Below are 17,721 nucleotides of genomic sequence, written 5' to 3' on the forward strand. Positions count from 1 at the left end.
GGCCGCGCCGGCCTCCGCGGCGTCGCGGTGCCGGTCGAGGGCCCGGGCCGCCTCGTACAGCGGCGCGTCCGGGTCGGCGCCGAGGGCGGTCACCTCGGTGGCGTACCGGTGGAGCCGCAGCAGCAGCCGGGTGTGGTGCCAGGGGGCGTCCTGGTTCTCGCCCGCGGCCAGGGCCAGCGCCTCCGCGTTGTACGGATGGGCGGCGCGGGTCAGCGGAAGCGCCTCGACCGCGTCGAGGAGGCGGCGGCGGGCGACCGAGGCGGAGGCGTCGAGGACCTCGGGGGCGGGGGCCGCCCCGGCCGGGCCGAGCGGCACCTCGGAGGCGAGCAGGGCGACGGCGTCGGCCAGCGCGTGGAAGCGCGAGGAGCCGAGGGCCTGGAGGGCGGCCGAGTGGGCGCGGGTCCGGGCGAGGGTGAGCTGCCGTTCGAGGAGGGCGCCGGCCCGGGCGGCGCCGACGGCGAGCCCGGCGCTCTCCGAGCCGCGGGCGGCCGGTACCGGGCCGCTGCCGCCGGCCAGCCGGTTCAGCGCGTCCATGAGACGGACGAGCCGGGAGGTGCACGCCTGCTCCAGGGCCAGGGTCCCGGAGAGCCAGGCCAGCTCGGTCCTGAGCTGGTCGGCCCAGGCCGCGTCGAGCAGCGGCCGGTAGGTGTGCAGGCTCCCGCTGATGCGGCGGGCGGCCGCCCGGAGCGTGCCGGCCGCCTCGTCCGCTCCGGACGTGTCCGCGCCGCTCTCGCCGTGCTGCCGCAGGCCGCGGAGGAAGTCCGCGGCCCGGGCGTGCAGGTAGGGGGCGAGGACCTCGCCCGCGGTCACGTCCTCCCGCGTGGACTGCGTGGGGTCAAGGTTGTGCACGCCGGCGCCTCCGCGCGTCGATGAGCATCTCCTGCACGTGCCGCAGCGGCTTGCCCTCGGGATCGGTCGCGTGGCGCGTCCAGTTCCCGTCCGGGCCGAGGTGCCAGGAGGAGGTGGTGTCGGACATCCCGGTCTCCAGGAGCCGGGTGAGGGCCGCCCGGTGGGCGGGGTCGGAGACCCGGACCAGGGCCTCGATGCGCCGGTCCAGGTTGCGGTGCATCATGTCGGCGCTGCCGAACCAGACCTCGGGCTCGCCGCCGTTGCCGAAGGCGAAGACCCGGGAGTGCTCCAGGAAGCGGCCGAGGACCGAGCGGACCCGGATGTTCTCCGAGAGGCCGGGCACGCCGGGCCGCACGGCGCAGATGCCGCGGACCCAGACGTCGACCGGGACGCCCGCCTGGGAGGCCCGGTAGCAGGCGTCGATGACGGCCTCGTCGACCATCGAGTTGACCTTGATCTTCACGTACGCGGGCCGCCCCGCCTTGTGGTGGGCGATCTCCTTGGTGATCCGCGAGACCAGCCCGTCGCGCAGCGACTTCGGGGCCGTGAGCAGCCGCCGGTACGTCTCGCGGCGGGAGTAGCCGGAGAGCCGGTTGAAGAGGTCGGACAGGTCCGCGCCGACCTGCGGGTCGGCGGTGAGCAGGCCCAGGTCCTCGTACAGCCGGGCCGTCTTCGGGTGGTAGTTGCCGGTGCCGACGTGCGAGTAGCGGCGCAGCAGCTCGCCCTCCTGGCGCACCACCAGCGACAGCTTGCAGTGCGTCTTGAGGCCGACCAGGCCGTAGACGACGTGGCAGCCGGCCTCCTCCAGCTTCCGCGCCCACTTGATGTTGGCCTGCTCGTCGAAGCGGGCCTTGATCTCGACGAGGACGAGGACCTGCTTGCCGGACTCGGCCGCGTCGATCAGGGCGTCGACGATCGGGGAGTCGCCGGAGGTCCGGTACAGCGTCTGCTTGATCGCCAGGACGTCCGGGTCGGCCGCCGCCTGCTCCAGGAACGCCTGGACGGAGGTCGAGAAGGAGTCGTACGGGTGGTGCAGCAGCACGTCCCGCTCCCGCATCGCGGCGAAGACGTCCGGCGCGGACGCGGACTCCACCTCGGCGAGGTCCCGGTGGGTGCCGGCGACGAACTTGGGGTACTTGAGCTCGGGCCGGTCCTGCGAGGCGATCCCGAACAGCCCGGTGAGGTCGAGCGGGCCGGGCAGCGGATAGACCTCGGCGTCGGAGACCTTCAGCTCGCGGACCAGCAGGTCGAGCACGTACGGGTCGATGGACTCCTCGACCTCCAGGCGGACCGGCGGCCCGAAGCGGCGCCGCATGAGCTCCTTCTCCAGGGCCTGGAGGAGGTTCTCGGCGTCGTCCTCCTCGACCTCCAGGTCCTCGTTCCGCGTCACCCGGAACATGTGGTGCGCCAGCACCTCCATGCCCGGGAACAGCTCCTCCAGGTGCGCCGCGATCACGTCCTCCAGCGGTACGTACCGCTGCGGCGACGCCTCCAGGAAGCGGGAGAGCAGCGGCGGCACCTTGACGCGCGCGAAGTGGCGGTGGCCGCTGACCGGATTGCGCACGACGACGGCCAGGTTGAGGCTCAGGCCGGAGATGTACGGGAAGGGGTGCGCCGGGTCCACGGCGAGCGGCGTCAGCACCGGGAAGATCTGCTGCCGGAAGAGCGTGAAGAGCCGCGCCTGCTCCTTCTCGGTCAGCTCCGGCCAGCGGATCAGGTGGATGCCCTCGTCGGCCAGGGCCGGGGCGACGTCCTGCTGGTAGCAGGCGGCGTGCCGGGCCATCAGCTCGCGCGAACGGGTCCAGATCAGGTCGAGGACCTCGCGCGGCTGGAGGCCGGAGGCGGAGCGGGTGGCGACGCCGGTGGCGATGCGTCGCTTGAGGCCGGCGACCCGGACCATGAAGAACTCGTCCAGGTTCGACGCGAAGATCGCGAGGAAGTTCGCTCGTTCGAGGAGGGGGGTCGTCGGGTCCTCGGCGAGTTCCAGCACCCGTTCGTTGAAGGCGAGCCAGCTGCGCTCGCGGTCCAGGAAGCGGCCCTGCGGCAGCTCCCGCGAGCCGTCGTCGCCGTCGTCCCCGTCGTACGCGTCGATCTCGGCGTCGAGACCGGCGTCGAAGCCGCCGTTCTCCGTGTCGGGGGCGGCGTGCGGGCGGTGCGCCGCTATGGAACCCAGGGACGGCTGCGGGGACGCGGTGGCGGAGGTCTGGACCGGGACCTCGGCGGGCTGCTGGCTCATGGACCCATTCTTCCGCGCGAAGGGGTCCTCGGGCGCGTCGGAGCGGGCCGTGGGGGAGGGCAGTCTCCCCTTGGGAAGTCTTCCCGCGGGGATCCCCCCGCCGGACGTGATCACGGATCGCTTCATTGCGTGAGCGTCGCAAGCGCGTCTGAATGGCCGGTAACGACGACATGTCGTACGGGAATCGGGGGCGGGGCCTGTGACGGGCTCCGCCCCCTATTTTCCCCCATCCGGGTGAGGTGGCACTACGGGTGCGGCGGCACTACGGGTGCCGGGCCCGCAGGACGCGGAAGGCGGCGAAGGCGGCGAGGGCGGCGAGGGCGAGGACGATGCCGGTCTCGATGAGCTGGGTGGGCCAGAAATGGGAGGCGGGGTGGTAGTCGAGGTACTGGGTGGTGACGCCGTGCTCGGCGTAGCACTGCTCCTGCGCCTTCTCCCAGCGCTCCGGGTCGCCGTCGATGCCGGGTATCGCGTTGATCTGGTTCCAGCAGATCGCCTGGTCGAAGGGGGTCCCGGAGGAGGTGAGGACGCCGGAGTCCATGTAGAGGTGGTCGCCGGAGGGGGTGAAGGGGCCGTCGGCGCCGAGCGATCCGGTGGCCCGCTCCAGCGGCAGGATGGACCAGCGGTAGGCGTTGAACGCGAGCGTCACCACGCCCATGACCAGTCCCGCGGCGGCCATGGCGGGCAGGGTGCGGCGGACGAGCTGGCCGACGAGGGCGCCGACGGCGACGGCGGCGAGGACCTGGGCGAGGGCGGTGACGCCGGTCGCCGTGTAGGTGCCGGCCTGGCCCCAGTGGTAGTCCCAGCCCTCCCGCACCCCGAGCCGGCCGAACCAGAAGAGGCCCATCACGGCGAGCATGGCGAGGAGGGCGAAACCGGTGGCGACCGTCACCTTGGAGCGGAGCCAGTCGGCCGGGCTCACGGACTGGGTGAGGGAGAGCTGGTACGTCCCCGACTCGTACTCGCGGGCCACCATCGGTCCCGCGACGAAGGCGGCGACGACGCCCGGCAGGACCATGGTGACGACGGAGACGTACTCCATGATCGCGCGGAGCTTCGGGTAGCCGTGGTTGTCGGCGCCCGGGATCCAGGTTCCGTCCCGCATGGGCAGCGGCTCCTGCGCCGTATAGATCCGCAACCCCGCGACGACGGCCAGCGCGAACAGCGCCAGTGCGAGCGCCAGCCACAGCGTCCGCCGGTACTGGCGGACCGTCACCCAGGCGGGGCCCTTGAGGGAAAGGGCGCTCATGCGGCGGCTCCTTCGGGGTTGCGGAGGTGGGCGAGGAGGAGCTCCTCCAGGGACGGCTCGGTGGTCTCCCACGCGCCTTCGACGGGGCCCTCCCTCCGTACCAGCGCGGTGAGCTGACGGCCCGTCGTGCGGGAGTCGATCACCGTGTGCGGGGCGAGGTCGGCGACGGGGCCGCGCAGCAGGGTGTGCGCGGCGAGCAGGTCGTCGACGGCACCGTCGAGGCGGACGCGGCCGCCGGCGAGCAGCATCAGGTGGTCGCAGGCGCCTTCCAGCTCGGTGAGGATGTGCGACGACATCACGACCGTGGTGCCGCGCTCGGCCGCGTCCGACATCAGCAGGCCCATCAGCTGGTGGCGGGCGAGCGGGTCGAGGTCGGCCATCGGCTCGTCCAGGAGCAGGAGTTCCGCGCGCTTGCCGAGGGCGAGCGCGAGGGCGACGCGGGTGCGCTGGCCGCCGGAGAGGTGGTGGACGAGGGTGTCGGAGGAGAAGCCGCCGCCCTCGACGACCCGGAGCGCCCCGGCCTCGTCCCAGCGGCCGGGGTTGAGCTCGCGGCCCATGCGGAGGGTGTCGGCGACGGTGAGCCGGGGGTGGAGCGGCTTGCTCTGGGCCACGTAGGCGAGGTCGTCGCGGCCGGGGCCGGTGAGGGTGCCCTCGGTGGGGCGCATCAGGCCCGCGGCGAGGGCGAGGAGGGTGGACTTGCCGGCGCCGTTGGGGCCCACGAGGGCGCAGATCCGGCCGGCGGGGAGGGCGAAGGCGCACTCTCTGAGGGCCCACCCGCCCCTGCGCCCGCCGTACTTCATGCCCAGGTGGTCCGCCCGCAGGGCGATCCCCTCGGTGGTCGTGCTCATGCTTCGTCGTCCCCCTCGAAGTGCTGCGTCAGTACGGCGGTGAAGAGCGCCGCCACGTCCTCGCGGTCCAGTCCTTCGGCGCGTGCGCGGCGGGCCCAGGCGTCGAGCTCGCCCCGGAGGGGGGAGTCGGCGGGGGCGGTGCCGAGCGTGGCGCGGACGAAGGTGCCGAGGCCGCGGCGGGCCTCGACGAGGCCTTCGCGTTCGAGCTCGCGGTAGGCCTTGAGGACCGTGTTCGGGTTGATGGCCGTCGCCTCGACGACCTCGCGTGCGGTGGGCAGTCGGTCACCCGGCTCCAGGAGGCCCATCCGGAGGGCCTGCTTCGTCTGTTGGACGATCTGGAGGTAGGTGGCGACGCCGCCGCGCCGGTCGATGCGGTACTCGACCACGTCCCTTCCACCACCCTTTCACTAATCAAGTAGTGAAAGGGTGGTGGAAGGAAGGGGGCGGTGTCAACCGCCCCCTGGGAAACAGCCGTTACGGGCGTCCCGGGTGTTACGACTCCGAGCGGTACATCAGGTCCACCTCGTGGGTCCGGAAGCCCAGCCCCTCGTAGACCCGCACGGCCGCCGTGTTGTCGGCGTCCACGTACAGCATCGCCGTCGGCAGCCCCTCCGCCGCCAGGTGCCGCAGGCCCGTCGCGGTGAGGGCCTTGCCGAGGCCGCCGCCCTGCGCCTCCGGCAGGATGCCGACCACGTACACCTCGCCGAGGCGCTCCTCGGCGTGCGTCTTCGTCCAGTGGAAGCCGACCAGCCGGCCGTCGGCGTCCTCGGCGAGGAAGAAGCCCTTGGGGTCGAACCACGGCTCGGCGAGCCGGTCGTCCAGGTCCCGCTGGGTCAGCGAGCCCTGCTCCGGGTGGTGGGCGAAGGCGGCCGCGTTGACCGCGAGCCACGCCGTGTCGTCCTGGCCGGGGACGAAGGTGCGGATCGTGACGCCCTCGGGGAGGACCGGCTCGGGGATGTCCAGGGGCGTCAGCGGGCGCCGCAGCTGCCGGAGTTCGCGGAACAGGGTCAGGCCGAGGACCTGCGCGAGGTGCCGGGCGGAGGGCTTGCCGCCGTGCGCCCACACCCGCAGCCGCTTGCCGGAGGCGCCGAGCAGCGCGGTGCCGAGGGCCCGGCCGTGGCCGCGGCCGCGCTGGTCGGGGTGGATGAGCAGCTCGGCGGCCGGGGCCTCGACGGGGTCGGTCTCCTCCAGCTGCGCGTAGCCGTACAGGTGCGAGCCGACGGTGAGGAGGAAGTGCCGCACTCCTTCGCGCCGGCCGTGCCGGAGGTAGAGCCGCCCCTGTTCGGACACGGCGTGCACGCCGTCGGCGCGGTCCGCCGCCGCGAGCAGGTCCATGACCTCCTGGACCTGCCCGGTGCTGAGCTCGTCGTACGTCTGGATCTGCCGTCCCGGTTCGAGGGCCGGCGCCGCGTCGGAAGTCATGCCCCGAGCCTACGGCGAACCTTCCGTCAGCCGGAGGCAACTGTCTTGTAACCGCTCCTGGCGTGGTCGGCCGTTCTCGGCCGGACTCTCGCGACCTGGCCTGGTGGTGGCCGGGTGACCTCGCGAACGGTCTTCGAGGTCGGGAAACAGCGTGAGCCGGTCACCTCGGCGCGGTCGAGTCCTGCCGCCCGTGGTGGGCGTGCTCGCCGTCCTGGGTGGGCTCGCGGTCCCACGAGCCCACGGGGTGAGTACGGCCTGGCCGGTAGCTCTCCACGCCACGATCCTCCGGTCGTGGGCGGTCACACCTGGCCGACGCCGTACCCGGTGCCCGAGGGCGCGTCGTGCGATGGCCACCGAAGCGCCGTGATGGCGGGTGACCGTGGTCTGCGGGTTGTGCTGCTGGAGCGGGATCTTCCAGTACCGCCCGCCCCAGACGCTGGTGTACGCCGGATCGACCGCGATCACCACGAGGCCGGCGTGGAACGCCATGCCGCGCAGCCGCTCCCGGAACCTGGCCGTGGGGATACCGGACACAGTCCGACGGAACTTCTTCCCGCGCCCGCCGCGTCCCATGGTCTCGCGGCCGGTGGCACGGGCCTCGTCGAAGCCGAGGTCCTCGATCGCGATCCCCGCGCAGTGATGCCGCTCGGCGACGGCGATCAGCCGGGTGATCGCGGCGCGCAGGTGGCCGTCCCGCTGGGAGGCGGGGCCGGTGAGGCCGAGGGGGATGGTGAGGGGTTCGCCGGTTGGGTTGCCGTGCGAGTCGAGGACATGGGCAGCGAGGTGGTCGGCGTTGAGGTCGACGCCGAGGAGGCGTCCGCCGCGGGCCCGGAGCTCCCCAGGGGTGGGCAGGACGGCGGTGTCGGCGGACCAGGAGGCGTCCAGGTACCAGCGGCCGCGCTGCGGGTCGTGGATGACGTCGTAGCGTACGGCCCGGTTCGCGTCGGCCCGGTCCAGCCACTCCTCCCGCCGGTGCGAGAAGCCGACCGTGCGGGTGAGGCGGTACCGGCCCCGGGGCGCGTTCGCGAGATGCCGCAGCGGCCGGGGCAGCACCAGCGACACCTCACCCGTGTCCGGGGCGACGGTGATCGTGTAGTTGCCGTGCGGCGCGCCGGACTCGCCGTCGGCGGTCAGGAACAGACGCTCCGCGTCCCACTGCTGCCGCCATCGCCCCTCCGTGAGCCGCGCGGCGGCGAGGTTGTGCCGCGACTTCGCCAGCCGCCTTCCGCCGGCCACGATGCCCGGCCTGCCGGACTCGATCCGGGCCTCGACGCGCGTGAGACGGGTCTTGAGCATGGTGAGGCGGCGCTGTTTCGCCCACCGTTCGCTCTGGTCCGCATAGCCCCGGACCTTGCCCTCGCGCCGCCCACACGGCACCGCGAGGCGTGCCTCGACGGCCCGGACCGCCCGGCGGAGGGAGGCCCGCTCGTCGTACAGGCAGCGGAGGGAGAGCTGGTACTGGTCCTCCGACACGCGGGTCATCGCCCCGGCCCACCGCGACGATGACCCGACGGTGAGCGTCCTCTTCCGCTCCGCCCGCCGGTTCTGCCCGGCCTTCACCCGCCCGATGCCCACCCGCACTGCGAGGTCCGTCCGCTGAAGGCGGCCCAAGTGCTCGCCGACCAGCCGCAACACCGCCGCCTCGCCCTCGGTCACCCGCAGCCGGTCCCGGATGCGGACTCCGCCGGGCGCGGCGACCGTGAACGGGGGCGTCATGGGGCGCAGCTTCGGCTTCCCGCGACGTGCGCGGCGCACTCGCCACCCCCTCTCGGCCGTGCCGCCTCCCGGGGTGCCCCGGCGAAGACGTCTTCCGTACGGGTGAACGAGCCGGAGAGGTCGACGTCACGCGTTCGTCGGCCGAACGCAACGTCGTCGTCATGCCGCCTGGAGATCCCGCCCCGGGAGGTCGCAAAAGGGAATCGATCGGCCTCACCCCCCTGTTGCGCTACGCGCGTTGACTCTAGGCTGCGAGCGCACACGCGGGGAACGATCAAAGCCGCGAATCGGGGCAAGGGGCAAAGGGGATCACGGGAGAGATGGCAGTGAAGCGCAGCAAGAGCAAGGCGGGGCGGCGGATTCTGGCCGTCGGCGCGGGGCTGGCGACGGTGGGGGCGCTCGTCGCCGCGATGCCGGCGGGGGCCTCGCAGGACGCGGCCGAGGCCGCGGCGGGCGGGACGAACGGCAAGGGCTGGGGCCGGATGGTCGACGTCCAGCTGCTGTCCTTCAACGACCTGCACGGCAACCTGGAGCCGCCGACCGGTTCCTCGGCCCGCCTCACGCGGGTCAAGGAGGACGGCTCGACCGAGACGATCAACAACGTCGGCGGCGCCGAGTACCTGGCCACGCACCTGGAGCAGGCGCGCGCGGGTCACCGGTACTCCATCACGGCCGCGGCCGGCGACATGATCGGCGCCTCGCCGCTGCTCTCCGGGCTCTTCCACGACGAGCCGACCATCGAGGCGCTCAACGAGATGAAGCTCGACGTGAGCTCGGTGGGCAACCACGAGTTCGACGAGGGCGCCCGCGAGCTGAGCCGCATCCAGAACGGCGGCTGCCACCCGGTCGAGGGCTGTTTCGAGGAGGGCAAGACCTTCGAGGGGGCGAACTTCCCCTACCTCGCCGCCAACGTGACGAACGAGAAGAGCGGCAAGCCGCTGCTCGACCCGTACTTCATCTGGGAGAAGGACGGCGTCCGGATCGGCTTCATCGGCGTCACGCTCGAAGGCACGGCGAACATCGTCTCCGCCGAGGGCATCAAGGGCCTGAAGTTCGGCGACGAGGTCGAGACGATCAACAAGTACGCCAAGGTGCTGGAGCGCAAGGGCGTCAAGTCGATCGTCGCGCTGCTCCACGAGGGCGGCATGCCCGCCTCGGGCGCGTACAACTACGACTGCGACACCCCGGGCGCCGGCGCGGGCATCTCCGGTCCGATCGTCGACATCGCGAAGAACGTCACCCCGCAGGTCGACGCGCTGATCACCGGTCACACCCACCAGGCGTACGCGTGCTCCATCCCGGACCCGTCGGGCAAGCCGCGCACGGTCACCTCGGCGGCCTCCTTCGGCCGGCTGTACACCGACACGACGCTCACCTACGACCGTCGCACGAAGGACATCGTCCGCACCGCCGTCGCCTCCGCCAACCACGTCGTCACGCGGGACGAGGCGCACGGGAGGATCCACGACCTGATCGAGCGCTGGAACGTCCTCGCCGCGCCGATCGCGAACCGTCCCGTCGGCCACATCGGCGAGAACATCGAGAACCCCCTCGACGCGGGCGTGTACGAGAAGCCGCTGGGCAACCTGATCGCCGACGCGCAGCTCGCGGGCATGGCCCCGGCGGACAAGGGCGGCGCCCAGCTCGCGCTGATGAACCCGGGCGGTGTCCGCGCGCCGCTGACCAAGCGGGACGACGGCGTGGTGACCTACCGTGACGCGTACACGGTCCAGCCGTTCACCAACATGATGACGACGGTCGACCTGACCGGCGCCCAGCTCGTCACGGCGCTCCAGCAGCAGGTCAGCGGTGCCAACCTGGCCGCCCCGAAGATCCTCCAGGTGTCGAGGAACTTCAGCTACACGCTGGACATGACGAAGGCGGGCGCCGACCGGATCGTCGTCGGCTCGGTGCGGCTGAACGGTGAGCCGATCGACCCGTCGAAGAGCTACCGGGTCGCGATGAACGAGTTCCTCACGGGCGGCGGCGACGGCTTCCCGGTCCTCGCCGCCGGCGCGAACAAGCTGGTCGGCGCGTCGGACCTCGACGTCTTCATCGCCTACCTGACGGCCAACTCCTCGGCCTCCGAGCCGCTCCGGGCCCCGGCGACGAACCGCATCACCGTCATCAAGTAGGACCGGTGGTCCCCTGAGGGGGCCGTCCCTCCGCCCGTCCGGCGGAGGGACGGCCCCCTCTTCCGCGCCGGCGGCACCCTGGCGCATATTGACGCGGACCTGTCATTATCCGGTCCCATGGAGCGACGACGCTTTCTCACCGGGGCCCTCGGGGCCGGAGCCGTACTGCTCGCCGGGGCGCCCGCGGCGCGGGCCGCCGGCGCCGCGGCCGTGGACACGCGCGCCTGGATGGCCGCCCACGGGGACGGGACCGCGCTGACGCGGCTCACGATCCCCGGGACGCACGACTCCGGGGCGCGGTTCGGCGGCCCCTGGAGCGAGTGCCAGAACACCACCGTCGCCCAGCAGCTCGACAGCGGCGTCCGCTTCCTGGACGTGCGGTGCCGGGTCACCGGCGGCTCGTTCGCGATCCACCACGGGGCCTCGTACCAGAACATGATGTTCGGGGACGTGCTCGTCGCCTGCCGCGACTTCCTCGCCGCGCACCCCTCCGAGACCGTGCTGATGCGGGTCAAGCAGGAGTACTCCGAGGAGTCCGACGCCACCTTCCGGGCCGTCTTCGACGACTACCTCGACCGGCGCGGCTGGCGCTCCCTCTTCCGGATCGGCGACGGGCTCCCGCTCCTCGGCGAGGCGCGCGGCCGGGTCGTGCTGCTCGCCGACAACGCAGGGCTGCCCGGGCTGCGCTGGGCCGACTCCCGGTACTTCGCCGTCCAGGACGACTGGAACGCGCTGCCCGACGCCAAGTACCCGAAGATCCAGGCCCACTTCCGCGCGGCCGTCGCCTCGCCCGGCCCGCTGTACGTGAACTTCGTCAGCACCTCCGCCTACCTGCCGCCCCGCTGGAACTCCGACCGGCTCAACCCCTGGGTGCACGGCTTCCTCGACGGCGCCGAGCTGGCCGGCCGCACCGGACTCGGCATCGTGCCCCTCGACTTCCCCGCCACCCGCGCCGGGCTCGTGGAGGCGCTGCTGCGGCACAACTGAGCCCGGGGCCAATTCGCTGGCGCCGGGCCCGGGGCCGTACGAGCATGCCCGCATGCAGACCAGCGACACGGACGTACAGCGGTGGACGACCTCCACCGTCCACACCGACATGTGGGCCGACCCCGACGACGACCCCCGCGAGGGCGGCGGCGCGCCGGTGACCGACGAACGCGGCGCGCTCCTCGACGCCCTGCGCCACTTCCGGCTCACCCTGCGGATGAAGTGCGAGGGGCTGGACGCCGGGCAGCTGGCCCGGCGCTCCGTCCCGCCCTCCACCATGTCCCTGCTCGGCCTGATCCGGCACATGGCCGAGGACGAGCGGCACTTCCGGCGCCTCGCCGGCGAGGACGCGCCCCGGGTCTACCGGACCCCGGACGACCGCGAGGCCGAGTGGACCGGCGCCGTCGCCGATCCGGCCGTCGTCGAGGAGGCGTGGGCGCGGTGGCGGGAGGAGGCCGGACTCACCGACCGGTTCCTCGCCGCCGCCCCCGACCTCGGCGCCCCGCTGCCCGACGGCGGGCAGCTGCGCGAGCTGCTGACCATGCAGATCACCGAGTACGCCCGCCACTGCGGTCACGCCGACCTGCTCCGCGAACGCGTCGACGGCCGCGTGGGCCAGTAGCGGCGGCCCGTCAGCCGTCAGCCGTCAGCCGTCAGCCGTCAGCCGTCAGCCGTCAGCCGTCAGACCGTCAGCTCCGGTGGCGGGGTCGGGGCGCCCGGGAAGCGGAGGGTCGCGCGGGTGCCGCCGCCGTCCGCGGGGGAGAGGGCGATCGTGCCGCCGGCCTGCTTGACCGTGCGGGCGACGATCGACAGGCCCAGGCCGGAGCCGGGCAGACTGCGGGCCGAGGGCGAGCGCCAGAAGCGGTCGAAGACGTGGGGGAGCTCGTCGGGCGCGATGCCCGGACCGTGGTCCCGCACCGTCAGCTCGCCGCGCATCAGCGTGACCTCGACCGTGCCGCGGGGCGGCGAGAACTTCACCGCGTTGTCCAGCACGTTGACGAGCGCCCGCTCCAGCGCCGCCGGCTCCGCCCGGACGTACCAGGGCGCCAGCTCGGTGGTGAAGGACAGTTCGGGGCCGCGCAGCCGGGCGCGGTCCAGAGCGGTGCGCAGGACGGTGTGGAGGGGGACGACCTCCAGCGGGCCGGGCCGCACCGCGTCGGGCCGGGCCAGTTCCTGGAGGTCGCCGATGAGCGCGGCCAGCTCCGTCATCTGGGCCTTCACCGAGGCCATCAGGGCCCGGCGGTCCTCCGGCGGGATCGCCCGGCCGGTCTCCTCGCTGCGGGCGAGGAGCTCGACGTTGGTGCGCAGGGAGGTGAGGGGGGTGCGCAGCTCGTGGCCGGCGTCGGCGATGAGCTGGGCCTGCCGGTCCCGGGAGGTCTCCAGCGCCGCCGTCATCTGGTTGAAGGCGCGCGAGAGGCGGGCGATCTCGTCCTCGCCCTCGTCCGGGATCCGTACGGTCAGGTCCTCCGTGGCCGCCATGTGCTCCACCGCCCCGGTCAGCCGGTTCACCGGCTCCAGGCCGGTCCTGGCCACCCACAGCCCGGCCGCGCCGGCGCCGATGACGCCGATGCCGGAGACCAGGAGCAGCACCCAGCCGAGGGCGGAGAGCGAGTTGTCGATCTCGGCGAGCGGGCGGGCCACGGAGACGGCGAGGCCGGGCGGGTTCGGCTGCGGGTAGGTGTAGACGCGCATCTCGCGCCCGTCGGCGTCCTTCACCGTGTGCAGGACGTACGCGAGCGTGCCGCGGGCCACTGCCAGGTCGCCCTCGCCGACCGGGAGCGCCGCCTCGCCGGAGGCGCAGACGCCGCCGGCCGAGTCGATGATCTGGACGGTGTACCCGCCGACCGGCGGCGGCTCCTGGCCCTGCCGGCACAGCGTGAGCAGGTTGCGGACCGCCCCCTGGTCGAGCCGGGTGTTCCGCAGCGCGGAGTCCATCTCGCCCTCCAGCTGGGCCCGGGTGACGAACCAGCAGGCGGCGGAGACGGCGGCGACGGCGACGGCCACCGCGAAGGCGGTGAGCAGCGCGAGCCGTGAGCGCAGCGGCCGGGAGCGGAACCAGGCCAGGGGGGTGCGGGGCCGGCGCCGGGGAGCCGGGGCGGGGCCGGGAGCGGGGAGGGTCACTCGGTGCCGCCTCCGCCGCGGAGCACGTACCCGACGCCGCGCACGGTGTGGACGAGGCGGGGCTCGCCGCCCGCCTCGGTCTTGCGCCGCAGGTACATCACGTACACGTCCAGGGAGTTCGAGCTCGGTTCGAAGTCGAAGCCCCAGACGGCCTTGAGGATCTGCTCGCGGGTGAGGACCTGCCGGGGGTGGGCGAGGAACATCTCCAGGAGGGTGTACTCGGTGCGGGTCAGTTCGACGGGCCGGCCGCCGCGGGTGACCTCGCGGGTCGCCAGGTCCATCCGCAGGTCCTCGAAGGAGAGGACGTCCTCCGGGGCGCCGGGGGCGGCGGCCGGGGCGGCGTAGGAGCTGCGGCGCAGCAGGGCGCGGATGCGGGCGAAGAGCTCGTCGAGCTCGAAGGGCTTCACGAGGTAGTCGTCGGCGCCCGCGTCGAGGCCGGTGACGCGGTCGCCGACGGTGTCGCGGGCGGTGAGCATCAGGATGGGCACGGTCGAGCCGGCGGCCCGGATCCGGCGGGCCGCCGTCAGTCCGTCCATGCGGGGCATCTGCACGTCGAGGACGACGAGGTCGGGGGCGTACGACTCCATGGCGGCGAGCGCGTCGACGCCGTCGACGGCCTCCCGCGTGGCGTAGCCCTCGAAGGCGAGGGAGCGGCGCAGGGCCTCCCGTACGGCGGGTTCGTCGTCGACGATGAGGATGCGTTCGGATGCGTTCGGCTGCCCGCTGCTCATGGGATCAGCGTCCCACGCGTTCAGCTTCCACCGCCCGAGCGGAGGGCGTCCAGGTCGGCCTTGAGGGTGTTCACCGGGATGGCGAATCCGAGGCCGACGCTGCCGGCGGTGGAACCGCTCGAAGAACTGGGCGAATACATGGCCGAATTGATCCCGATGATCTCGCCGTTCATATTGATCAGCGCGCCGCCGGAATTCCCCGGGTTGAGAGAGGCGTCCGTCTGGAGCGCCTTGTAGGTGGTCTTGGAGCTGCCGGTGTCGCCGTTGAACTGCTGTCCGCCGAACTCGAACGGCCAGCCCTGGCGCGGGTCCCACTGCTGCTGGCCCTGACCCTGGCCCTGGCCGGAGTCGGAGCCCTCGGTGTCCTTCGCCACGGTGACGTCGCGGTCGAGGGCGGAGACGATGCCGCTGGTGACGGTGCCGGTGAGGCCCTCGGGGGAGCCGATGGCCACGACCTCGTCGCCAACCCGCACCTTGGACGAGTCGCCGAGGGTGGCGGCCTTGAGGCCCGAGGCGTTCTGGAGCTTGATGAGGGCGAGGTCCTTGTCGGGGTCCTTGCCGACGACGTCCGCCCGGTAGGTCTTGCCGTCGCTGGTCCGCACGGTGATCTCGGAGGCGCCGGAGATCACGTGGTTGTTGGTGACGATCTCGCCGTCGCCGGTGATGATCACGCCGGAGCCGGTCGACTCGCCGGAGGTGGAGCTCGCGGAGATCTCCACGATGGAGGGGGAGACGGCCGCGGCGACCCCGGCGACGGTGCCGGTGCTGCTCGCGGAGACGTTGGTGCCGCTCACCACGGAGGAGGCGGTGGTGGCGGGGGCGTCCGAGGTCAGCTGCTGGACCAGGGTCGCGGTGCCGCCGCCGATCGCGGCGGCGGCGATGGCCACGGCCGCCATCAGGCCGACACCGCGCTTGGCGCGCCGCCGGGAGACGGGCCCGGCGGGCACCGGGCCTGCCGCCGCGTACGCCGGCTCGGCCGGGGGCGGGGTGAAGCCGCCGCCGGACCCGGACGGCCACACGGTGGTGCCCGGCTCGGTGGTGATCGGCCGCGTCGGCTCGTACGGCGGGCGCGGCGGGTAGTACGGCTGCTGGGGCTGCGTGTGGTCCGTCATGGCAATGACTGTCGGCCCGCGAGATGAGAACGGTCTGAGGACCGGCTGAGAAGCCCGACAGAACCCTGTATGCCCGAAATAAAGACCGGTGCGGGGGTGGGTCGGCCGTCGGGGGCGGTCGGCCCCCGACGGGCCAGTGGCAGGCCGCCCCGACGGGTCAGTGGCAGCCGCAGGAGCGGCGGACGACCAGGGCCGAGGGGAACTGCTTGACGCGCTCGCGGCGGGAGCCGTTGACCCGGACGGCGTCGTCGAGGACGAGGTCGACGGCGGCCCGGGCCATCGCCGGGCGGTCGGAGAAGACGGTGGTCAGCGGCGGGTCGGTGAGCGCCGCTTCCTTCACGTCGTCGAAGCCCGCCACGGCCAGCTCGGTCGGCACGTCGATGCGCAGCTCGCGGGCGGCCCGCAGCACGCCGAACGCCTGGTCGTCGGTGGAGCAGAAGATGGCCGGCGGCCTGTCCGGGCCGGCCAGCAGCTTCAGGGCCACCTGGTAGGCGTCGTAGCGGTTGTACGGGGCCTCGAAGAGCCGGCCCTCGGTGGAGCGGCCGGCCTCCTGCATGGCGCGCCGCCAGCCCTCGACGTGGTCGGCGACCGGGTCGCCGACGGCGGGGGTGTTGGGGACGCCGCCGAGGCACGCCACGTACGGGTGGCCGTGCTCCAGGAGGTGCCGGGTGGCGAGCTGGGCGCCGCCGATGTCGTCGGTGACGACGGCGACGTCGTCGATCGCCTCGGGCCGCTCGTGCAGCAGCACCACGCGCGCGTCCCACGCCTCGATCTCGCTCGCGGCCTGCTCGCTCATGCCCTGGCTGACGAGGATCAGCCCGGAGACCCGCATGCCGAGGAAGGCCCGCAGATAGTGGATCTCGCGCTCGGTGCGGTAGTCGGAGTTGCCGACCAGGACCATCTTCCCGCGCTCGGCGGCGGCCTGTTCGACCGCGTGCGCCATCTCCGCGAAGAAGGGCTGGCGCGCGTCCGGGACGATCATGCCTATGAGGTCGGTGCGGCGGGACGCCATCGCCTGGGCCACCCGGTCGGGCCGGTAGCCCAGCTCCTTGATGGCGGCGAGGACACGCTCGCGCGTGGCCGGGGCGACCGGCCGGGGTCCGTTGTTGATGACGTAACTCACGACCGCCGTCGAAGTACCCGCCAGTCGCGCTACGTCATCCCGCGTCACCTTGGCCACGCGCGGAAGTCTACGCGGGGTGACCTACCTACCGGCAGGTCGCACTGTGGCATACGCCACGTTACCGTCCCCCTAACGGGTGGTGTCGGCCGTGGCGCCCTTGACTCCGGCGCCGGAACGGGCGGCTCCGCGGGCGTCCTGTCCCGCTTCCACCCCCTTCGTCCCGTCGGACTCCCCGGCCGCCGCCTTCGCCTCCTTGGCGCGGGCCTCCTCGGCGGCCCGCTCCACCTTCTCGGGCGTGACGAAGCGGTATCCCACATTGCGGACGGTGCCGATCAGCGACTCGTGCTCCGGGCCCAGCTTCGCGCGCAGCCGCCGCACGTGGACGTCGACCGTACGGGTGCCGCCGAAGTAGTCGTACCCCCACACCTCCTGGAGCAGCTGCGCCCGCGTGAACACCCGGCCCGGGTGCTGCGCCAGGTACTTCAGGAGCTCGAACTCCTTGAAGGTGAGGTCCAGGACCCGGCCCTTCAGCTTGGCGCTGTACGTCGCCTCGTCCACCGACAGGTCGCCGTTGCGGATCTCCATCGGGGAGTCGTCCGCGACGATCTGCTGGCGGCCCAGGGCGAGCCGCAGCCGCGCCTCGACCTCGGCCGGACCGGCCGTGTCGAGCAGGACGTCGTCGATGCCCCAGTCCGCCGTGACGGCCGCCAGGCCGCCCTCCGTCACCACCAGCACCAGCGGACAGCCGGGGCCGGTGGAGCGCAGCAGCTGGCAGAGCGAGCGGACCTGCGGGAGGTCGCGCCGGCCGTCGACCAGGATCACGTCGGCGCCGGGGGTGTCCACGAGCGCCGGGCCCTCGGCCGGGGCCACCCGCACGTTGTGCAGCAGCAGCCCGAGGGCGGGGAGCACCTCGGTCGACGGCTGGAGGGCGTTCGTCAGGAGCAGGAGGGAGCTCATCGGGCCTCTCCCCCTGCCGGGGTCGGCTGGATCGTCGGTCGGTCGTGCTTCGTACGCTCGTCCATGACGTCGGTTCCTCCTCGGTCCCTGCGAGGACATCTGCGGTACTGCTCGGGTACTGCGGTCTCACATGCGGCTCTCGCGCCCTGAGAGCTTTTGTTCATCCGTACGTAACAACGGCCGGAAAACGCAAAAGGACCCGGTGGCGACATCGCCCGGATCCCTGCCTAGGAGA

15 protein-coding genes are annotated in these 17,721 nt (G+C 73.0%); 3 read left to right on the forward strand and 12 right to left on the reverse strand.

Annotated elements, in window-relative coordinates; genetic code table 11:
• The 7 genes from IE321_RS18125 to IE321_RS18155 form a co-directional block, all read right to left on the reverse strand.
• On the reverse strand, nt 1-849 hold an 849-nt coding region (locus IE321_RS18125; protein ID WP_190223693.1), incomplete at its 3' end, for a CHAD domain-containing protein.
• Nucleotides 836-3,085 carry an RNA degradosome polyphosphate kinase gene (locus tag IE321_RS18130; RefSeq protein ID WP_043229745.1) on the reverse strand — a complete coding sequence of 750 codons (2,250 nt, stop codon included), beginning with the start codon at nt 3,083-3,085 and terminating at the stop codon, nt 836-838. The genes IE321_RS18125 and IE321_RS18130, both read right to left, overlap by 14 nt.
• 262 nt (nt 3,086-3,347) lie before the next feature.
• The gene (locus tag IE321_RS18135) at nt 3,348-4,334 is read right to left on the reverse strand and encodes an ABC transporter permease (protein WP_190223694.1); all 987 of its coding nucleotides are present in this window, start codon (nt 4,332-4,334) and stop codon (nt 3,348-3,350) included.
• On the reverse strand, nt 4,331-5,182 hold the full coding sequence (locus IE321_RS18140; RefSeq protein WP_190223695.1) for an ABC transporter ATP-binding protein: 852 nt from the start codon (nt 5,180-5,182) through the stop codon (nt 4,331-4,333). Before IE321_RS18140 ends, IE321_RS18135 begins: the two co-directional genes overlap by 4 nt.
• On the reverse strand, nt 5,179-5,568 hold the full coding sequence (locus tag IE321_RS18145; protein ID WP_043229739.1) for a GntR family transcriptional regulator: 390 nt from the start codon (nt 5,566-5,568) through the stop codon (nt 5,179-5,181). Before IE321_RS18145 ends, IE321_RS18140 begins: the two co-directional genes overlap by 4 nt.
• Nucleotides 5,569-5,674: 106 nt before the next feature.
• Complete coding sequence (gene mshD, locus IE321_RS18150; RefSeq protein ID WP_190223696.1) at nt 5,675-6,604, reverse strand: mycothiol synthase; 930 nt, start codon at nt 6,602-6,604, stop codon at nt 5,675-5,677.
• A gap of 9 nt (nt 6,605-6,613) precedes the next feature.
• Nucleotides 6,614-8,320: a hypothetical protein gene (locus IE321_RS18155; protein ID WP_190223697.1), complete on the reverse strand. Its 1,707-nt coding sequence runs from the start codon at nt 8,318-8,320 to the stop codon at nt 6,614-6,616.
• 320 nt (nt 8,321-8,640) lie between these two features.
• Here IE321_RS18155 and IE321_RS18160 point away from each other — a divergent pair, with 320 nt between their 5' ends.
• The 3 genes from IE321_RS18160 (at nt 8,641) to IE321_RS18170 (ending at nt 12,064) form a co-directional block, all read left to right on the forward strand.
• Nucleotides 8,641-10,455, forward strand: coding sequence for a bifunctional metallophosphatase/5'-nucleotidase (locus tag IE321_RS18160; protein WP_190223698.1), 1,815 nt, complete (start codon nt 8,641-8,643; stop codon nt 10,453-10,455).
• Nucleotides 10,456-10,572: 117 nt separating this feature from the next.
• Entirely contained in the window at nt 10,573-11,442 is an 870-nt protein-coding gene (locus tag IE321_RS18165; protein WP_190223699.1) for a phosphatidylinositol-specific phospholipase C, read from the forward strand.
• 52 nt (nt 11,443-11,494) lie between these two features.
• Complete coding sequence (locus tag IE321_RS18170) at nt 11,495-12,064, forward strand: mycothiol transferase (protein WP_226652048.1); 570 nt, start codon at nt 11,495-11,497, stop codon at nt 12,062-12,064.
• Between the two features lie 59 nt (nt 12,065-12,123).
• Here IE321_RS18170 and IE321_RS18175 read toward each other — a convergent pair whose 3' ends face one another.
• From IE321_RS18175 to IE321_RS18195, 5 genes are all read right to left on the reverse strand, one after another.
• On the reverse strand, nt 12,124-13,506 hold the full coding sequence (locus IE321_RS18175) for a sensor histidine kinase (RefSeq protein ID WP_226652067.1): 1,383 nt from the start codon (nt 13,504-13,506) through the stop codon (nt 12,124-12,126).
• A gap of 53 nt (nt 13,507-13,559) precedes the next feature.
• Nucleotides 13,560-14,294: a response regulator transcription factor gene (locus tag IE321_RS18180; RefSeq protein WP_043229731.1), complete on the reverse strand. Its 735-nt coding sequence runs from the start codon at nt 14,292-14,294 to the stop codon at nt 13,560-13,562.
• 20 nt (nt 14,295-14,314) lie between these two features.
• Complete coding sequence (locus tag IE321_RS18185) at nt 14,315-15,406, reverse strand: S1C family serine protease (protein ID WP_190223701.1); 1,092 nt, start codon at nt 15,404-15,406, stop codon at nt 14,315-14,317.
• A 157-nt stretch (nt 15,407-15,563) separates the two neighbouring features.
• Nucleotides 15,564-16,586, reverse strand: a complete 1,023-nt coding sequence (locus tag IE321_RS18190; RefSeq protein ID WP_043229727.1) for a LacI family DNA-binding transcriptional regulator — start codon at nt 16,584-16,586, stop codon at nt 15,564-15,566.
• Between the two features lie 72 nt (nt 16,587-16,658).
• On the reverse strand, nt 16,659-17,486 hold the full coding sequence (locus IE321_RS18195; RefSeq protein WP_190223702.1) for a response regulator transcription factor: 828 nt from the start codon (nt 17,484-17,486) through the stop codon (nt 16,659-16,661).
• Nucleotides 17,487-17,721: the final 235 nt, after the last annotated feature.

It is taken from the genome of Streptomyces hydrogenans, from assembly GCF_014656075.1.
Lineage (GTDB): Bacteria > Actinomycetota > Actinomycetes > Streptomycetales > Streptomycetaceae > Streptomyces > Streptomyces hydrogenans.